The sequence below is a fragment of the Carnimonas bestiolae genome, assembly GCF_051251145.1.
Taxonomy (GTDB): domain Bacteria; phylum Pseudomonadota; class Gammaproteobacteria; order Pseudomonadales; family Halomonadaceae; genus Carnimonas; species Carnimonas bestiolae.
This window is the reverse complement of the sequence record NZ_JBPCZK010000001.1, coordinates 119,033-135,889: the sequence shown is the minus strand read 5'-3', so window position 1 is coordinate 135,889 and position 16,857 is coordinate 119,033. Positions and strand designations below refer to the sequence as shown.

Genomic DNA, 16,857 nt, shown 5'->3' with positions numbered 1-16,857 from the left:
TCTGGCAGCGTGGCGACGGCCCTAGTCCAACCGCAAACGCTGCCAATCCTCGGTCGCCTCGTTAACCTGCAAGGTGGCAATGTAAAGCTGCGCTTGCGGATCTTCGTGAAGGTTAAACTCAAGCCCCTCAAGCAGCGCATACATGGCGTGATTGTCCCACATGATCTCGCCATACAATTCAATAATGCCGGTATTGCGCGCATAAGCAATCGCCTTCTCCATCAGCCTGAGTCCAAGCCCCTGACGCTGATGGTCGTCGCGCACGATCAGTGAAAACTCGCTGCGCAGGTTGTCGCTGTCCGTTTTCAAGCGCACCACGCCGAGAAGTTCGCCGCTTTCGTGTTCCGGAAGTACCAGATCCTCAGGCGATCCTGCCATTCGGCCGGCCATCTGCAGCGGCGAGAAGTGCTCGACCACAAACGCCATTTCGCGGTCGTAATCGATGGCGGCGAACTGTGCCAGCTCACGCTGGCTGAGCGTAGCTTTGGTTTGGAAATAGCGGAAGCGCTGGCTGCGAGCACTGAGGTGGGTATGGAACTCCTCAATCAGCGTCGCGTCTTCAGCACGCACCGGACGCAGCACCTCGACGCCACCGTCAGTGTGCGTGGTCACTTCCTTCAGCCCCTCGGGATACGGGCGAATTGCCTGACGGGCGGCAGGCCCAAGCGATGCGGCATAATCGAGCACGCTCAATTCGCCAGCCCCTAGTGCCACGGGATGCAGCTCGAGTGCGGCAAGATAGGGTAAGTCGGCGCACATCTGCGATAGCGTTACCAGCAACCGCGATAGCTGCCCCATCGCCGCTTCCAGACGCTCACTGTCGTCGTTCATGCGCTCGCTCAGCAGCGCGTAAATGGAACTGCGCTGGATCATCTGCACGGCCAGCGCGGTGTTCAAGGGCGGCAGCGCCACCTGACGGTCCTTGTGAATGTCGCTACTGTAGCCAGCACGTCCAAATACGATCACCGGCCCGAATATCGCATCGCGGGTGATGCCCGCCGACATGGTCAGATCACTGCGTGCACCGCGCATGCCCTGAATGGCAAAGCCACACGGCTGGTCTTCGGTCTGCCGCTCACTGACGGTTTCGCTGATGCGCTCGATAGCGTCGCGCATGGCGGAAGGCGTTACGACATCCTGAATCAAGGTGTGCTGGCGCGGCGAAATACCCCTGACATCGAAGTGATCATGCCCATTAAAGGGGAAGCTATAGGCGCTATGGAGCGCCTTGACCGCGTGTGCGCCGAATAATCCTTGGGCCAGCTCCTCACCTTCAGCGGCAGATTCAACGTATTCGGTTTGCGCCACATTAACGCCGTAACCGCGCAGCAATTGGTCGATCTGCTGGCGATGCAGCGTGGCCTGGCCCTCGCGATAAGCGCTTTCGACCATCTGCGCTACCCGCTCGCGCTGTTCGCTGGAGGTGAGGTAGCCACTCAAGCGCGGGCGCTGCCACAGCAGCTCCTGCACGCGCTGGTAGCGATTCAGTGCGATGAAGGCAGTGATCGCGCGTTCAGGCGTGGCAAAGCAGGCGATATTGGCGCGCGAAAAGTAGTGTCGCGCACTGCTGGAATATTGGGTGCCCATCCAGGCCGCCAACAGCGGACGATTGAGCGTTTCAGCAATCTTGATCACGGCCCGCGCGGTGGCATCGGGAGGTGCCATGCGGGTGGGCCCGTGCAGAATCAAAAACGCATCAATGCCGGGGTCATCCGCTAGAATGTTCAGCGCATCGGTAAAGTCCTGAACGGAAGCGGTACTGCCCAAATCGAGTGGCGCCAGAGGGTGCCCGGTACGCAGCAAGCCGCGCTCAATCAGTGCCTGACGGCAATCTTCGCTGGGTACTGCCTGCGTGCCCCCTGCGCTCAAGGCTTCGCTGGCGAGCAGTGAAGGTGCCGAACCGTTGGCGATAATCATCAGCCGCGGGCCGCGGTAGCGTCGGCGAATGCGCGAGATCACTTCGAGTACATCGTAAAGCTCGTCGATGGAGTCGATGCGCAGGGTGCCAGCGCGCCGCAGCGCCGCATCCACAATGTCGCTGCGCCGCGACACCCCGGGCACCGGAGGCAGCTCTCGCTGCGCTGAAGAGGCCGGACTCGTGCCGCCGATGGCCAGCACTACGCAACGTCGTGCCGCTTCCCGCAGCGCGGAAATAAAGTGGCGCGCATCGTCAATGCGATCAACGTTAAGGACGATCGCCTGAGTACGTGTGCGCTGCGCAATAAAATCGAGCATGTCTGAAAGCCGCACGTCTACGCTATCGCCAAGCGAGATCAGATGCGACATACCGATGCCGTGCAGCCGTGACCAGCTCGCCATTACCGCGCCCAACATGCCGGATTGGCCGAGATAGGCAAGGTGTCCGCGCAGCGGTGCATGTGCAGCAAAGGTGGCATTCAAACGTGTGTCGGGTACCGCAATGCCCACGCAGTCGGGGCCAATCACGCGCATGCGATGGCGCAATGCGATCTCGCTCAACTGAGCGCGCAGCGCGCTGGGATCGACGCGTGAATGATGCCCTGCTTCGTCATCGCGCAGCACAATCACCGCTTTGATTCCCAGGCTGCCTAGCTGCTCGAGCAGTTCAGCGATGCGCGTAATGGGCACACAGGTGATCGCGAGATCGACGCTTTTGCCGAGTTCGGCTAGCTGGGTAACGTTAACGCAGCCTGTGCGCGGTGCCAGCCCCACGCTGTAGAGCACACCACCAAAACCTCCTTCCACCAGATTATCCAGCACGGCTTCAGCGAGTGCCGGCGCTTCGGGATCGGCCACCAGCAGCAGCGAACCCGGTGAGAAGAAACGACGCAGAAAACGAGTACCGCCCACATGGCGTGGCAGAGCGTCGGTTTCAGGGTGGACGTGTGACAAGAGTAACCTCGCGATCAGCGCAGCAGCAGCTACCCGACAGCGTCGGATGATTGGCCGCTTGGCCTAAGTAGTAGTGCGGCGACGCCCAACAAGGCAATGGCTATTTTTATAAGGCCCTTGGCGCACCGTGAAAGAAGAAATTCGTGCCAACGCTGCTACCTGATGGTGGTAACACACAGCGTAGTGACGATGACCTTCTCTTCATTCAGATAGTCTATATAGTGCCCCAATTCAACGGTATTTGGCTGTACAACCAACGTATACGACCAAAGTATCGGCGCCGTCGCCCGTTCGGCGATCGGTGGTTGATTGCCCCGCAATGGTTTCGGTCAACCGCCTTCGCGGCTAAGCTGGAGCCAATCAATCGCCGCCTGGCAGTCGTTTCGCTGCCATGGCGTTTTAGCTACCCATCCAAGGAAGTCTTATGCACCGTCTTGCTCCCGCACAACGTACCGAACTGGAAGCCGCAGCGTTTCGGCGTTTGCTTGATCATCTCGATCAACACAAGGAAGTGCAGAACATCGATCTAATGATTCTTGCCGATTTTTGCCGCAACTGCCTGTCGAAATGGCTGGTTGCTGCCGCTGATGAGCGCGGTATCGAAATGGCCGACGATGAGGCACGTGAGTACGTCTACAAAATGCCTTACGCGCAGTGGAAGGAGCAGTTTCAGCAGCCTGCTACCCAACAGCAGCTTGATGCGTTGGCGCAGCGCAGCCAAAAGGACAATGCGTCATGAGCACCTCCGACGCACTGTCGATTGCGCTACTGACCATTTCCGATAGCCGCGATGAGGCAAGCGACCGCTCTGGCCACTGGCTGGCAGAGCAGCTTCAGCGCGCTGGGCATCACCTTTATGAAAAGCGCATTGTGGTGGACGACAAATACCGCATTCGTGCGCAGGTGGCAGCGTGGATTGCCGACAGCGCGGTGCAGGTCGTCATCACTACGGGCGGCACCGGCTTTACCGGACGCGATGCCACGCCGGAAGCCGTCAGCGTGCTGTTTGATAGCCATATCGAAGGGTTCGGAGAGGCCTTCCGCTACTATTCGCTGCAAGAGATTGGCAGCTCTACCATTCAAAGCCGCGCCTTGGCGGGGCTGTCGAATAACACCGCGGTGTTCTGCCTGCCCGGCTCTACTGGCGCTTGCCGCACCGCCTGGGACAAGCTGATTGGCGAACAGCTCGACGCCCAGCATAGGCCCTGCAACTTCGCCAGTTTGCTGCTGACAGGGCATCATCCTCATGGCTGACATGCATACCTTGGAAGACGCTCGCGCAATGCTGTTAGCGGAAGTGAACGCACTCGACGCCGAGCAGATCGCTGTGTGGGAAGCGCATGGGCGTATCCTTGCAGAGCCGATTGTGGCGCTGTCGGATAGCCCACGTTTTGATGTGAGCGCGATGGATGGTTACGCCTTGCGCGCCCAGGATCAAGGCAAACGCCTGGCGGTGTCGCAGCGCATCGCGGCGGGCCAGCAGCCTATAGCGCTGGCGGCCAATAGCTGCGCACGTATTTTTACCGGTGCGCCCTTGCCTGCCGAGGCCGACTGCGTGGTGATGCAGGAGCGTGTTAGCGAGCACGATGGCTTTATCGACGCCCCCAACGCACTACCGATTGGCGACAATGTGCGCCTGCGTGGGCGCGAGGTGCTAAAAGGCACCGAACTGCTGCCAGCAGGCGCGCGGATAACGCCGGCGGCATTGGGGCTTATTGCCTCTCAGGGCATTGCACAGGTGAAGGTCCGTCGGCGTCCGCGGGTGGTCATTTTGGCGACCGGCGATGAGCTGGTGGCACCGGGTAAGCCGCTGGCGGCTGGGCAAATCCATGACTCCAATCGCGTGATGCTGGCAGCGCTGCTGCGCGATATGGGCGCAGACATTATTGCCACGCAGCACGTCAGGGATAGCCTCGATGAAACCCGCGCGGCGTTGCGCCACGCCGCTGAGCACGCCGACCTCGTACTGACCAGCGGTGGCGTATCGGTGGGCGAAGAAGATCACGTTAAGCAAGCGGTGACTGCCGAAGGCGAGCTGTCGTTATGGCGCCTCGATATTCGTCCAGGCAAGCCGTTAGCGCTTGGCAGGCTGCCACGCGGTGATGGCAGCGCTGCACACTTTATCGGGCTGGCGGGCAACCCCGTGTCGAGCTTCGTTGGTGCGCTGCTGCTGGTGCGTCCGCTGCTGGGGGCGTTGCTAAAGGCCCCTGCCCTCGACGCCTTGCCTACGCTGACCGCTCGCGCGCAATTTACTACTCACACCGCGGCGCGCTGGCACTATATGCGCGTTACCCTTGATTACCGCGCCAGTGCAGATGGTTGTTACGCCCATGCCTACGGCGATCAGGATTCCTCGCTGCTGCGCTCCTGTGTTGGCGCTGATGCGCTGGCGGTTATTCCGCCCAATAGCCGTGTCAGCCCGGGGGATGTAATCGATTGCCTGCTGATTCCAGAATAAGACGCTCGGCTAATTCGATTCCGTTGCGTAAGCAACGTTAAGCTGAGCGTCGAGCAGCGGCCATAGCTGTTGGTAGGTGTGTTCTAGCAGGCAGTAATGGTCGCGAATCCATGGTAGCAGGCGCTCAAGGCGGTTGGGGCCGCTGAGGCGACGCCCCACCCCGGCAATAGCGTTCAGGGTGAAGTCGAGCTCAGCATAGCGCTCAAGCCAGCGGCCGCGCACTAGATGCTCAAGCATCGCTGCATTAGTGGTCGGCAGTGGTTGGCTGGCGAGCACTCGATAGCAGCGTTCGGCCAATGCGGCGCTTAGCTCATCCCGCGATAGAAAGTGATCCCACACGATATCCAGCGCAATGCCCGCGACGCGTCGCTCGGGCATGCGGCGCACCAAATCGGTCACCAGTGGTTGCTTGTCGATCACAGCATCGACACGGCGATGCCAGCGCACGCCCTGCTCTACCTGGTTAGGCAGTGATTCCAGACGAGTGCCCTTAATACCATCAGCCACCAGATTGCCCAACAGAAACGCATCACTCCCGCCAGCGGCGAGCAGCGCGTGGCCAATAAAATTCATTGTACCGGCTGCCACAGCGTGGCGGAAATGGCGTCCGTAGGGGCGACACCCCTTACTCTGCCGGCGACGGCAGCGAGCGGCGCTGTTGCATGAATGTGCATCGAGAGGCCCATCGCGCTAGTGGCAGTTGGTCGGTTTGGGGAGTCCAGCCAAACGAGCAGCAATGCGGGCCGGACTTTCGGAATGAGCACCTTCCGGGAACAGCGTCATCAGATACAGCGATGAACCTTTGGCGTCACCGAGCTGCTGCTTGATGGCCTTGATCAATGGGCGCATCGCCGGCGATAGCTCATAACGCGCGTAAAAATCACGCAGCAGTGCCAGTATCTCCCAATGGCGCTCGTCCAATTGCCGCTGCTCCCGCTGCGCCAGCGCTTCGGCGACGGGTTCGCTCCACTGCTCCAACGACACCAGATAGCCCTCTGGGTCCAGCGCAATCTGGGTGTCGTCTACCGTTAAGAAGGATGTATCGGTCATGGTGATCAAGGTGCCAAAAAGTAGCCAACGCTTGCGAGTGGCGTGAAAGGTGTTGAGCAGCCGGCGTTAGGTGCTGCGCTTATCCGCTCAGTACCAGCTGAGTGATGCAGGATAGCGCGCGGTCAGTTCGACGAAGGCGCTCATGTCGATGAGGTTCAGCGCCTCATGACAGTGCTCCAGCAGCCCACGCGCCGCCAAATCCTCACGCAGTACGCAGCAACGTGCAGCGGATTGTGCCAAACGTTCAGCACAGCGGCCGCTCGCCCCGAGCACGCCATCTTCGATAAGCAGCACGGTGGCTTCAGCATCGAGGGTATCGAGCAAGCGCTCGAACAACGCTGGGTCTGCATAGGGAGAACGGCACACTAGATGCAGCATAACGGCTCTCGCAATCGGAACATTAAACGCACGCGACCTCCTTGAAACGCCATTTTAGAATACCAGTGAACGCTGATAGCGCTTCAGCAGCGCTGGCAGTAGCGCGGGGGTGACTTGCTGGACCAGATGCTGCGGTTCGAGGCCGCGCTCGGACAGCGATGCGGCGTCGACATAAAGTGTGTCGATATCGTACATCTCGAGCGCCTTGATGGTATTTAGGGTGCCCTTCTGATCGAGTGCGCCGCGCGTTTGACTATCCAGCAGCGCGGTGACGCCATCGTCGCAAAAATAGAGCGCCGTATCGCCGCCAAACGAGGCGTTCAGCAGTGCCACGTCGAGCGCTTCCGCCACCCAGTGAGTGCCTTGCGGCGCATGGCGCACAATAATCAGTAGTGAAGGTAGCGATGACATAGCGAGCCTCTGTTCCCTGATTCACCAGGATCATGCGAAGGTGATCAGGCGATCACTGGTGGCGCTGGCGTGCAATAACTGCCCTAGCCCGGTGAGTTCGAAGCCTTCCGCCAGTGAGCTGCCCACAAGGCCGTGGCGTTTGGCTTCCGCTTCATCGACGATGCCGCGCCGCAAACTGGCGGCAACACACACCTGCAGCCGTGCACCGGTACTTTCAGCGAGCGAACGCCATGCTTGGCCCAAATGCGGTTCGTCCTGCGGCGGTGCCATCAAGCGCGAGCCGTTAATCACGCCATCGTGATAGAAGAACACGCTGTCCAGAGAATGCCCCTGGGCGTGCAGGGCCTGCGCGAAACGCAGCGCGGAATGAGAAGCCTGGCGGCTATAAGGAGCGCCCATTACCAAAAGCGCATAGTGTAACGCTGCTGACGACATGATGAGCCCCACTAACAATAAGGCGGAAGTTTAGCATCTCGCTGTCGCGGCGTCAGACCAGCCAATAAAAAACCCGAGCCTTGAAGGCTCGGGCCATACGGCGCGAGTTGCGTTACACCGGATCCTTGCAGGAGTACCACTGATTTTGCATCGCCCAGCGGGTTTTGGCGAAGCCGCGCTGGGTAATCTTGGGCTGTCCTTTAAGCTGCACGCGCAGCAGGTCGACGCGCATCAGGTAGTCTTCACCAATGGCCCCTACCTTGCCCACCATCACGAAATCACCCCAGAGCTTGTTCTTGAAGTCACGGCAAACCTGCTCGCCCACCTTTTTGGGCGATTCAGCGGCCGCCTGGCGCGCTTTCTCTGAGGTATCAATTTGCATGCTCTGCTTGGTGTATTCCTGCGGTGCGGGCTTGCTGTCGCCCAGGCCCAAAAAGGAGCAGCCAGAAAGCGAAGAGAGCAATAACGAAGCGCCAACACATTTAACCAAAGTGGCTCGGTGAGTACTGAATGAAGAAATAAACGCGCGCAAAGGAAAGAGCCTCTTGATTCATTAAGTCAGGTGCAAACAAGCGTTTGCACTCAGTTATCTATTTAACGTTCAAACATCTCGTTTGAGCGTTGAAGCCTGCGCAGGCAGCTTAGTCGCATTCCCTGCGCTTTGCGAGCGTGGCCGCGATTAATGCCCTACGCCCGCTGATGGCAGTAGCGACATAATAATAGCCAACATGATCGGTAAATACACCAGCGACATAACGGTAGAAATAAAAACACGACTTGCGGCAAGTTCCGGCGAGCGCTTCGCCTTCTGCGCAAACATATAGGTATAGACCGCTACCGGCATGCTCATTTGCAGCATCAGCTGTGACGACAAGGTGCCTGACAGCCCCGCCAGCCAGCCCACGCCAAGGCTGATCGGAATCACCATGGCCAGTCGCAGCAGCCCAAACACCGCACCGGCCAGCAGATTGTTCGGCTTAATGCTCGCCAGCGCCACGCCCAGCGTAATTAACATCAGCGGGATGGTCATATCGCCCAGCAGATGCGTGGAATTTTCGATCCAGGTAGGCAGCGGAATTTGGAAGAACATAAACACCAGCGATATCCACACGGCGTGAATGGTCGGTGTTTTCAAAAGCGCCATAAGCGGTCGCTCGGCATCCATCATGGCGCTCAGGCCAAACTGCACGATAGAGACAGCAACATTGATCGCCACGGCATAGCCGAAACCGGCTTGCCCAAAGGCGAACAAGGAAATGGGAAGCCCCATATTGCCGGTGTTGGGAAACATCAGTGCGGGTACGAAGCTACGCCAATCGATACGCTTCACTTTGCAAAAGGCGATACCAATAATGCCTAGTGCGAGAATGGTGCCGAAGGTACCGATGGCCATTTTCATGAATAGCTGAATCGAGAGATGGGTTTGCGCCAGCGACGACAAAATTAGACAAGGCGTACCGATGTTTAAACACAGCGTCGACACAAAATTGGTCGGAAATTGCTGGCCGCTGCGTACCCATCCATAACCAATTGCAACCGATACCAACACCGGCGCCATTACCGCTAAGAGCTGTTCGAACATAGGCCTTCTCACTGGTGCTGGATAAAGCACCACCTCGTCGTTTACGTCGTCGTGACAGTCGGCGGTCCGCCTGTCTGCTTATTAAGAGTCATTCAAGGGATGACTGATTTCGCCTTCACTCTAGAAGCTATCGCGGTCAAAAGAATGTAAAGAGTGTTCAATGTCGTTGATATAATCGTGTAGGCCGATTAGCGCCGTTAATCAATAGCGGCGAAGTTATCTTTAAAGCAGCCGGCAATGCTGACCACTACCGTTAATACACGAAACAGGGTGGACGTGCGTTGACCAAGAGTGTCGTTAACGGCAACCAGGTTAGGAAGGCGTATAGGCTACCGGTAATACATCGCAGCTAACCGCCACTAGGGCTATTCGCACGCAAAGGCACCCATCCAAATGCGTGCCCGCTGACGGCATCTAGTGGCTTGAATGGTCAGTCGTCCCTAGCGATGTCTGCTGGCGAGCTTCACGCCAATAACTGCTCCAACGAATGAAAACGTTAGCCAGTGAGGACCCAGCACTAACGCGATGGCTATGGCGGCGGCGATCGCCAGCCAGCAAAGCCTGCGCCCACACTTGCACCATACCGTTTGGCTGTTGGTTAACTTTGTCATTTCCGCCTTGATGTCAGGTTGGCCGTGGTAGTTAAAGCCCGCCAGCCCGTCGCCATCATAGCAATGGCGGGTGGCGCCTGCTGCACGACCAATGGCTAGCGCTAGTAATAAAAAAAACCGGAGCGCAGATCGCTCTGCACTCCGGAATGCCACTCTACTCGTTATTTACTGTCAATGCCGTTATTGAGTTAATTAAAGGGGCATCAGTAGTTGTAGCGTGCGTAAATTCCCGTTGAAGGATGCCGTTCAGCAATGTGCATACCGTCGCTGCCCTTGTCCTTGTACCACATGTGATCAACGGCAAGGATCAGTCGCTCATGCCACATGATCGCGCCTAGACCAACAATATGGCGCTCAAGCTTGGCGTCTGAGCGCTGATCGGTGCGCAGGTTGTAGTCATAGTAAGGCTGCAAATCGCCCCACTCGCCCAAGCCGCCAACAAACGTATAGCCCGCGAATGCGCCATAATGGTTGTAGCTGGTGTTGGCGGCGATGGCATTGCGGCTTTTACCGCCCACCGCGCCCAAAAACCAGTTGCCCGGCGCCCAGTTGACGCCAAGGTTCCACGCATTGGCATTGGGTTCGTCATAGCCGAGGTCGCTGCCTGCATCAACGCGTGCATGGTGATAAGCGGCCGCCAGCGTAACGTCATACCCTGGGCGATACTGAACGCCAACTTCCCAAAAGTTTTTGCGTTCGAGGCCGTGGCTCGAATGATTCTCTACCCAGTCGCCATCGACCTGCGTATAGCGTTGGTCGTGCTTGATGTCACCGCGCGACCAGCCGTACATGGCACCCAGCGTCCAATCTCCCAGGTTGACCACGTATTTAAGCGTGTCTGAAGGTCGCTGGATCACCCCATTGATATCGCTTCCGCCGTAGCTGGCTTCGCTGTAATCGGCGTACCACCATGGTTGGTCGGTGAAGACATCGACAAAGTCGTAAAGAATGGTGTTTTGGCGACCGGCGGTCAGCGCACCATACTGCGGATGACTGACGCCAAAATAGAGATAGCGATTGTAGTGATTATCGCCTTCCGATGTGGAGAAGAAGGGATCGAACGCCTCTTCCCATCGAGCGGCCAGTGTCCATTCGTTGGCGACCAGACGCTCGTAAGCGACATTGATACGACTGCCGGCGTTGCCATGCTCGTCACTGCTGCTGCCACCGCTGTTCACATCGTAGGCGTATGCGATACGGCCGCTAATCACCAGTTTATTGGCCTCGTCTTCAAACGCGGTAAATGCATTGGCATCGCTGGCAAGCGCTAATAACGTGACACCAGCAAACGAGGTGATCAGGTGTCGCGATCGTATAGAAGGGGTACGTGCTGCTGTCATTGGTATGCGTGTTCCCGCTGGTTGTAAGAGTCGTTAGCGGGAAAAAGCCTGACGCATTTTTGTTACAGGTTCAGGACATTAAGGGGCGTTCGCCGATATTTAAGATTGACGTAATAAATTCCCGAGGACAAAAAATGGCATCGAAACGGTGAGTTCCGATGCCAGACTCCGCGTGGGAGATATCACCAACAGGCTATTTCTTGGCAGCACAGTTCAGGGTGGCGCTGTCATCCATGCCGTTGCGCAGCGTGGCATCGTCGCCCTTCGACCACCATTCGTAGATACCGCCTGTGTAGCGTTCTCCCGATCCCGAGATCACGTTATTCATCAGAACCTTGTTATCCTGACTAGGCAATGTCACCAGTGCGACGGCCGTATCATCATTATGGGTGTACTCCACCCTCACTTCGCCCGCGGCATCGCCCGTCTTATCGTTAGTGCACTGATACTGAGCGGTTGTTTTCTCAATCGTGCCGCTGCCGGGAAGCGCGATGGCATTATCCGGTAGCGATTTTCCACCACACCCCGCCAGCAACAGCACCGCTGCGCCCATCGTCCATGAAATACGCATCGCCATAACGCTCTCTCCTTATAGGTATATGCCACTAGACCATGAACCATCTGGCCCGGATTGAGCAATAGACTAAAAGTCTTAAGGTTATATTATTAAACCTCGGTGATATTACCGCCCCGCTGTGCTGAGCGGCCAATGGGGACGCTGCCGAAATGCCAACAACAGCGTTCGCTGTGGGGGATGGTTCCGAGGTGGATGGCGGTGTTTGACCACAAAAAAACCAGCCGCCCGAAAGCGACTGGTTTTTGAAATAAGTGGCGGAGGGACAGGGATTCGAACCCTGGAAAGGCTATTAACCTTTGCCGGTTTTCAAGACCGGTGCATTCAACCGCTCTGCCATCCCTCCGGACACGGGGCGCATCTTACCAGCTTTTTGCGTCCCGTCAATAGATGCTTCCGATTCAGTTGGTTAGCGGAACCTAAAGCATCATTGGATGGCAATTTCTAGCCTACTTGCGCACTTTGATCACCGTACTTGCGTGCGACCCGGTTTAGGGTGCTGGTCAGCTGTACGGTCAGCATCAAATCGGCCAGTTCAGTGCCGGTGAAGTTTTCAATCGCTTCACGGCGAATCCGGTCGTCTTCGCTGGAGCGATGAATGAAGTTTTCACACCAGGCAAGGGCTGCCCGCTCGCGCGCGCTAAAGGTAGCGGAGCTCGACCAGTTGGCTAGCTGCTCTACCTTCTCTTTCAGTCCGAGCGATTCCGCTTCGACTAGCTGCGAGTGCGTGCAATTCTCACAGCCGTTCAACTGACAGGTGCGCAACTCTGCCAAACAGCGAATGGAGGGATCCAGCGTACACTGCCTGATTTTACGGCTGGTATGATAAATATCGGTCACATCAATGAGCGTGCGGGCCATCATTAACCCCAGAAAATAGCGTGAATCGAAGCCATGACAGCGCTTTTGCTGCCCTTCCGTCGGCGTTCCGCTCGAAGCGGCATAGACGGCATGCCATCCAATACTGCTATTGAATACCGATTTGGTACTCTTTTCTACAGCCTCGATTGATAGTTTTCACCCAGGTTACATTTATGTGTCTGGACAACATAGGCTGGCCTTGGTAACGTATGCGCGCTCAATCGGGGCCTACCCCGACTTCGGAAGGCTGGCAGAGTGGCCGAATGCAGTTGTTTCGAAAACAACCGGGTGTAATAGCCCCGTAGGTTCGAATCCTACGCCTTCCGCCAAATACCAAGCCCGAACCCTAATTATCGCGAGGGTTCGGGTTTTTTTGTGCCTAGCGCTCTCCCCCGAGCAGTTAGCCATTGGGTATCTTTAATTGGAATTGCCCTACTGCAAGCACTCACCCACGTGGCGCTAGCCAGCAGTCGTAACGGTCGAGCGCTTCGAGACTCATCTCTCCCCATAGCCCCATTGCTACAAATAGAGCGCGGCAGGCGTGTCGCCATTGGATGAGTTGCTGAACCTTTGGCTGCTCGCCGTAGCCTGCCAAAAAAGCCTCGCGATAATCGGCGGGTACCAGTATTTCGATAAGCGCCCACGCGAATTCGGTCGGTGCCCACACCATCGCTTCCCAATCGAGCCAGCAATAGCCGTCACTTGTACGCATGAATTGGTCTTCGCGCAGGTCGAGCAGTAGCGGTATGGCGCTTTTCGGCGGCGCTGGCAGTGATGCAAGCAGGGTTGCCGTGTCGCCCAGGTTCGAGTTGGGTGAAACACTGTTCAGATAGCGAGTGACGCGGGCGTTCCAGCTGTCCAAGGCGAAGGTGGGCGCGGGAAAGCGCCCGAACTGAACACTGTGGCGTCGCCCTAGCAGCGCGCACTGTCGTCCTAGGCTATGAGCAAAGTCGTTTGTCCATCCTGCGACCTCGCCACTGACCCATGATTGCGACCACCAGGGCGCGCCATCCAGGCGGCCTTCGTAACGCATCGGCTCGGCGGGCATTGGCAGGTTGCTCGGTAAATGATCGCTAATCGCGGGTAAGCGCGTCGCATCGCGCCAGCGATCTATCCCGAACAGCTGGTTGGCGCCGTTCCAGAAAGGCGCCTTGCGCTGGGACTGCCGTGCCAGTTTGTAGACGCGCCCGTGACCTCGCCATAGCCAGTTGGCAGCATCGTCGAATCTTAATGCGATAGGCGTAACGCTGTGTCCAAGCCGCGCAGCCAAGCGTAGACTTTTCGAATTCTGGATGCCCTTGAGGCGATGTGCTTTACTATCGCTCATGCAGTGGTGGGCCTATAACGATGGCGACTCTGCGCATACAGTAACCTTGATAGAAAAATAGCCGGATCGATATCGCGACCTGAACCGTCACTAAGTTGATCATAATGGTACATTAGCACTTGTATCACCTGGTTCGGTGCGAGTGAGAAGAGGTGCCTGGCACGTCTTCTTCTACATTAAAAGGAGTCATTGCAATGAAAAAGTGTTTAGCGGTAGCGCTGCTGTCCTCTGCTGCGGTTATCTCCACTCAGGCATATGCCAGCTGTGACAGCCTGATCAATCGGCTATCCCAGAAGATCGAAAGCAATGGCGTGCCTGCGGGTAGTTACAGTATCGAGGCAGTCCCCAATGCCGAAGCTCAGCAGGCCGGCGGGAAAGTCATTGGCTCTTGCGAGGGGCAAACTCGCAAAGTGGTGTATGACCGTAACGGCGGCGGCCACAGCAGCTCAAGCAGCAGTCAGGCTTCCGGCAGTGATCACAGCCCTAGCGACGACCAGGCTGCTCCTGTATCCGGCAGCAAGCCCGGTTCCTTCAAGGGCGGCGTACAGCGTCCTGGTTCAGTAAGCGGCTCTTCCGAAACGCCGGTATCGGGTGAAGCGCCTAACGAAGCTGAGCAGAGCGCCCACTCTGACTAACAAACGGCGCTGTATCGACGTTGAATCGTTGATCTAGTCACCGTACAGCGCTTGTTGTATTGAGCGCGTTGAAAGAAAGCCCCGAGCCTCAGATGGTCTGATACTCGGGGCATTTTTTTGCCCGCAACGCGGTGGATGGTGGGGAGTAAGCGCTGACACGTTAACGCTGTCGTCGATCGATAAAGTGCCCTACTACCGCTGCCAGTGTTTCCTTCAGCCAATCGCCCCCTAGAAAAGCGACTACGGCGCCAATCGCTACCGCAAGATAAGGATTCAGGCTCAGGTGCTGCAGCAGCGGAAAGCTCGCTAGACTCAAACAACCGCACAGCAGGCCCTCAAGCAGCGCGCGTCCTGGCGCCGCATCCCCGAGCCGAGAGCGCACATAGGCGATACAAAAGCTAAGCATCATGGCGTAGCTGCCGAGTACCAGGTATCCCAGTGAAGGTAACTCAAGCGCTATAGCGACGATGTAATCATGCGCCATGATGACTGACCTCCACGTGCGTATTGGAACAGTACCTCGCAGCAACGCGTTGCTCGTGCACGTGGCAGTCGCCGCACCGCCGATCGACGTGTGCGGAACACTCCGCCATAAGAGATATTGCAGAATATCCGGTTGGTAGCAGAGTCGACCGGCGGCAATGCGCTGAGACGATCCGGGTGGTTGCGTGAGCCATGGCCTGACTTCCTCAAACGTGATGACGTAGATAGGGTCGTAAGCAGGCGCTACCAACGCACACTGCATCTCGTTGCCCTGTCTGTATCGGCACGCGGGCTGTGGGGCGGAGGGAATGAGGCTTAAGTCTTTCCGTGGATAAAGGCTCGCAAGCAAAAACGCTACACCACCCGGTGTAGCGTTTTACTGGCCTGCTTTAACAACGCTTGCTAACGCATTAACGGCGCGTCACTTCACGCATGGTCACAATCTCTTCCGCGCTGGTGGGATGGATGCCAATGGTGGCGTCGTACTGCTGCTTGGTAATGCCTGCCTGCACCCCGATGGCAAGTCCTTGCACCAATTCCCCCGCATCGGCTCCCGCCACATGCACGCCCACGACCCTATCGCTGGCATCGTCCACGATCAGTTTCATGAAGCAGCGTGCGTCGTCTTTCGCCAGCGTATGCATCAAGGGCCGGAACGATGACACATAAATGCGCAGCCCGTCGTAACGCTGACGCGCCTGCTCCTCGGTAAGACCAACGGTAGCCGCATTAGGCGAGCAGAACACCGCCGTGGCAACCGCGTCATAATTAATCGGTGCGGGACGACGCTGCTCGAAATGGATAGCGACCATCCGAATGGCCTCGGCAATGGCGACCGGCGTCAGCTGAGGGGTATCGATAACGTCGCCGAGCGCCAGGATGGACGGTGTTGAGGTTCGGTAGGCGTCATCCACCTCGATAAAGCCGCTTTCATCGAGCGCTACATCGACGCTATCGAGCCCTAACCCGTCGAAGTTGGGGTCGCGGCCAACGGCGCTAAGCACCAGTTCGGCCTCGAGAGTGCTACCGTCGTCAAGCGAGACCTGATGCACGCCTTCGCTTTCCTCAATGCCGACAATATTGGCGTTGAAATGCAGCTTCACGCCCTTGGCGCTAATTTCGTCGCGTAAAAATTCGCGCAGTTCCTGATCGAAGCCCTTCAGGAATAGCTCGCCGCGATAGACCAGCGTGGTATCCACGCCTAGTCCATTGAGAATACTGGCAAACTCCACCGCAATATAGCCGCCACCATATACCACTAGCCGTTTGGGAAGGGTGTCCAGCGAGAACATCTCGTTGGAGCTAACCATCTTGCTTGCGCCGTCGAAATCGAGCTGGCGCGGCTTGCCTCCGACCGCTATCAGAATACGTTCGGTGGTCAAACGCTTGCCGTTAACGCTTACCTCGTGTGGCCCCTCAATGCGAGCGTGCCATGGCAGCAGCTCGACGCCGGCCTTATCAAGCAGCGACTGATAAATTCCGTTCAAGCGCTCAATCTCGCTGGCGGTGTTATCACGCAGCGTTGGCCAATCGAAGTGATGCTCACTTTGGAAGCCGTAGCCGCGGCTTTGCTCGAAGCCTTCAGCAAAATGCGCTGCATAAGAGAAGAACTTTTTCGGCACACAGCCTACGTTGACGCAGGTGCCACCTAACCGCGACTGCTCGGCCAGCGCCACTCGTGCGCCGCCAATGGCAGCTACCCGCGCCGCCCTAACACCCCCCGAGCCACCGCCAATAACAATCAAATCATACTGGTAATCAGACATTTACTACCTCTTTATAGGCTTGGACGACGTCAGGCGAAATGCTGTCGCCGAACGGCTATTACTTAACGATGAGGC

Annotated in this window: 18 protein-coding genes and 2 tRNA genes; 5 read left to right on the top strand and 15 right to left on the bottom strand. The window is 57.4% G+C overall.

Annotated features, from left to right (window positions below; genetic code table 11):
- Nucleotides 1-21: 21 nt before the first annotated feature.
- Nucleotides 22-2,871, bottom strand: coding sequence for a bifunctional acetate--CoA ligase family protein/GNAT family N-acetyltransferase (locus R84865_RS00695; protein WP_435637092.1), 2,850 nt, complete (start codon nucleotides 2,869-2,871; stop codon nucleotides 22-24).
- 424 nt (nucleotides 2,872-3,295) lie between these two features.
- On the opposite strand from R84865_RS00695, the gene R84865_RS00690 reads away from it, so the two are divergent.
- The 3 genes from R84865_RS00690 to R84865_RS00680 are packed head-to-tail and all read left to right on the top strand — an operon-like array spanning nucleotide 3,296 to nucleotide 5,329.
- A complete protein-coding gene (locus R84865_RS00690) occupies nucleotides 3,296-3,610 on the top strand; it encodes a DUF1244 domain-containing protein (protein WP_435631526.1) in 315 nt (104 codons plus the stop codon).
- Nucleotides 3,607-4,125 carry a molybdenum cofactor biosynthesis protein B gene (gene moaB, locus R84865_RS00685; protein ID WP_435631525.1) on the top strand — a complete coding sequence of 173 codons (519 nt, stop codon included), beginning with the start codon at nucleotides 3,607-3,609 and terminating at the stop codon, nucleotides 4,123-4,125. The genes R84865_RS00690 and moaB overlap by 4 nt, the downstream gene beginning before the upstream one ends.
- On the top strand, nucleotides 4,118-5,329 hold the full coding sequence (locus R84865_RS00680) for a molybdopterin molybdotransferase MoeA (RefSeq protein WP_435638564.1): 1,212 nt from the start codon (nucleotides 4,118-4,120) through the stop codon (nucleotides 5,327-5,329). Before moaB ends, R84865_RS00680 begins: the two co-directional genes overlap by 8 nt.
- A gap of 9 nt (nucleotides 5,330-5,338) precedes the next feature.
- Here the strand turns inward: R84865_RS00680 and R84865_RS00675 are convergent, their stop codons facing one another.
- The 11 genes from R84865_RS00675 to R84865_RS00625 all read right to left on the bottom strand — a co-directional run bounded on the left by R84865_RS00675 (nucleotide 5,339) and on the right by R84865_RS00625 (nucleotide 12,571).
- Complete coding sequence (locus R84865_RS00675; RefSeq protein ID WP_435638563.1) at nucleotides 5,339-5,902, bottom strand: acyl carrier protein phosphodiesterase; 564 nt, start codon at nucleotides 5,900-5,902, stop codon at nucleotides 5,339-5,341.
- A 117-nt stretch (nucleotides 5,903-6,019) separates the two neighbouring features.
- Nucleotides 6,020-6,379, bottom strand: coding sequence for a TusE/DsrC/DsvC family sulfur relay protein (locus R84865_RS00670; RefSeq protein WP_435631522.1), 360 nt, complete (start codon nucleotides 6,377-6,379; stop codon nucleotides 6,020-6,022).
- An 87-nt stretch (nucleotides 6,380-6,466) separates the two neighbouring features.
- On the bottom strand, nucleotides 6,467-6,757 hold the full coding sequence (gene tusB, locus R84865_RS00665) for a sulfurtransferase complex subunit TusB (RefSeq protein ID WP_435638562.1): 291 nt from the start codon (nucleotides 6,755-6,757) through the stop codon (nucleotides 6,467-6,469).
- 54 nt (nucleotides 6,758-6,811) lie between these two features.
- Nucleotides 6,812-7,168 carry a DsrE family protein gene (locus R84865_RS00660; protein ID WP_435631520.1) on the bottom strand — a complete coding sequence of 119 codons (357 nt, stop codon included), beginning with the start codon at nucleotides 7,166-7,168 and terminating at the stop codon, nucleotides 6,812-6,814.
- A gap of 30 nt (nucleotides 7,169-7,198) precedes the next feature.
- Nucleotides 7,199-7,603 (bottom strand): sulfurtransferase complex subunit TusD, encoded by a 405-nt coding sequence (gene tusD, locus R84865_RS00655; RefSeq protein WP_435631519.1) that lies wholly within the window; start codon nucleotides 7,601-7,603, stop codon nucleotides 7,199-7,201.
- Nucleotides 7,604-7,715: 112 nt separating this feature from the next.
- The gene (locus R84865_RS00650; protein ID WP_435631518.1) at nucleotides 7,716-8,066 is read right to left on the bottom strand and encodes a hypothetical protein; all 351 of its coding nucleotides are present in this window, start codon (nucleotides 8,064-8,066) and stop codon (nucleotides 7,716-7,718) included.
- 216 nt (nucleotides 8,067-8,282) lie between these two features.
- Nucleotides 8,283-9,185, bottom strand: a complete 903-nt coding sequence (locus tag R84865_RS00645) for an AEC family transporter (RefSeq protein ID WP_435638561.1) — start codon at nucleotides 9,183-9,185, stop codon at nucleotides 8,283-8,285.
- A gap of 814 nt (nucleotides 9,186-9,999) precedes the next feature.
- Complete coding sequence (locus R84865_RS00640; RefSeq protein ID WP_435631516.1) at nucleotides 10,000-11,136, bottom strand: porin; 1,137 nt, start codon at nucleotides 11,134-11,136, stop codon at nucleotides 10,000-10,002.
- A gap of 193 nt (nucleotides 11,137-11,329) precedes the next feature.
- A complete protein-coding gene (locus R84865_RS00635) occupies nucleotides 11,330-11,713 on the bottom strand; it encodes an MliC family protein (protein ID WP_435637097.1) in 384 nt (127 codons plus the stop codon).
- Nucleotides 11,714-11,965: 252 nt separating this feature from the next.
- Nucleotides 11,966-12,056: transfer RNA gene (locus tag R84865_RS00630), tRNA-Ser, on the bottom strand.
- A gap of 98 nt (nucleotides 12,057-12,154) precedes the next feature.
- Nucleotides 12,155-12,571 (bottom strand): carboxymuconolactone decarboxylase family protein, encoded by a 417-nt coding sequence (locus R84865_RS00625; RefSeq protein ID WP_435637748.1) that lies wholly within the window; start codon nucleotides 12,569-12,571, stop codon nucleotides 12,155-12,157.
- 241 nt (nucleotides 12,572-12,812) lie between these two features.
- Here R84865_RS00625 and R84865_RS00620 point away from each other — a divergent pair.
- Nucleotides 12,813-12,900 (top strand) — tRNA-Ser (locus tag R84865_RS00620).
- A 116-nt stretch (nucleotides 12,901-13,016) separates the two neighbouring features.
- Here the strand turns inward: R84865_RS00620 and R84865_RS00615 are convergent.
- Entirely contained in the window at nucleotides 13,017-13,898 is an 882-nt protein-coding gene (locus R84865_RS00615; protein ID WP_435638560.1) for a phosphotransferase family protein, read from the bottom strand.
- Between the two features lie 194 nt (nucleotides 13,899-14,092).
- Between R84865_RS00615 and R84865_RS00610 the strand changes: the two genes are divergently transcribed.
- Nucleotides 14,093-14,533 carry a DUF1161 domain-containing protein gene (locus tag R84865_RS00610; RefSeq protein WP_435637746.1) on the top strand — a complete coding sequence of 147 codons (441 nt, stop codon included), beginning with the start codon at nucleotides 14,093-14,095 and terminating at the stop codon, nucleotides 14,531-14,533.
- Between the two features lie 160 nt (nucleotides 14,534-14,693).
- On the opposite strand, the gene R84865_RS00605 is transcribed toward R84865_RS00610, so the two are convergent.
- Nucleotides 14,694-15,017, bottom strand: a complete 324-nt coding sequence (locus tag R84865_RS00605) for a phage holin family protein (RefSeq protein WP_435632464.1) — start codon at nucleotides 15,015-15,017, stop codon at nucleotides 14,694-14,696.
- Between the two features lie 409 nt (nucleotides 15,018-15,426).
- Nucleotides 15,427-16,782, bottom strand: a complete 1,356-nt coding sequence (gene gorA / locus R84865_RS00600; protein WP_435638559.1) for a glutathione-disulfide reductase — start codon at nucleotides 16,780-16,782, stop codon at nucleotides 15,427-15,429.
- Nucleotides 16,783-16,857: the final 75 nt, after the last annotated feature.

Excerpts from the sequence above, each read along its gene's own strand:
- R84865_RS00690 (WP_435631526.1), top strand. The coding sequence starts at position 3,296 with ATGCACCGTCTTGCTCCCGCACAACGTACCGAACTGGAAGCCGCAGCG.
- moaB (WP_435631525.1), top strand. The coding sequence starts at position 3,607 with ATGAGCACCTCCGACGCACTGTCGATTGCGCTACTGACCATTTCCGAT.
- R84865_RS00680 (WP_435638564.1), top strand. The coding sequence starts at position 4,118 with ATGGCTGACATGCATACCTTGGAAGACGCTCGCGCAATGCTGTTAGCG.
- R84865_RS00675 (WP_435638563.1), bottom strand. The coding sequence starts at position 5,902 with ATGAATTTTATTGGCCACGCGCTGCTCGCCGCTGGCGGGAGTGATGCG.
- R84865_RS00670 (WP_435631522.1), bottom strand. The coding sequence starts at position 6,379 with ATGACCGATACATCCTTCTTAACGGTAGACGACACCCAGATTGCGCTG.
- tusB (WP_435638562.1), bottom strand. The coding sequence starts at position 6,757 with ATGCTGCATCTAGTGTGCCGTTCTCCCTATGCAGACCCAGCGTTGTTC.
- R84865_RS00660 (WP_435631520.1), bottom strand. The coding sequence starts at position 7,168 with ATGTCATCGCTACCTTCACTACTGATTATTGTGCGCCATGCGCCGCAA.
- tusD (WP_435631519.1), bottom strand. The coding sequence starts at position 7,603 with ATGTCGTCAGCAGCGTTACACTATGCGCTTTTGGTAATGGGCGCTCCT.
- R84865_RS00645 (WP_435638561.1), bottom strand. The coding sequence starts at position 9,185 with ATGTTCGAACAGCTCTTAGCGGTAATGGCGCCGGTGTTGGTATCGGTT.
- R84865_RS00640 (WP_435631516.1), bottom strand. The coding sequence starts at position 11,136 with ATGACAGCAGCACGTACCCCTTCTATACGATCGCGACACCTGATCACC.
- R84865_RS00635 (WP_435637097.1), bottom strand. The coding sequence starts at position 11,713 with ATGGCGATGCGTATTTCATGGACGATGGGCGCAGCGGTGCTGTTGCTG.
- R84865_RS00625 (WP_435637748.1), bottom strand. The coding sequence starts at position 12,571 with ATGGCCCGCACGCTCATTGATGTGACCGATATTTATCATACCAGCCGT.
- R84865_RS00615 (WP_435638560.1), bottom strand. The coding sequence starts at position 13,898 with ATGAGCGATAGTAAAGCACATCGCCTCAAGGGCATCCAGAATTCGAAA.
- R84865_RS00610 (WP_435637746.1), top strand. The coding sequence starts at position 14,093 with ATGAAAAAGTGTTTAGCGGTAGCGCTGCTGTCCTCTGCTGCGGTTATC.
- R84865_RS00605 (WP_435632464.1), bottom strand. The coding sequence starts at position 15,017 with ATGGCGCATGATTACATCGTCGCTATAGCGCTTGAGTTACCTTCACTG.
- gorA (WP_435638559.1), bottom strand. The coding sequence starts at position 16,782 with ATGTCTGATTACCAGTATGATTTGATTGTTATTGGCGGTGGCTCGGGG.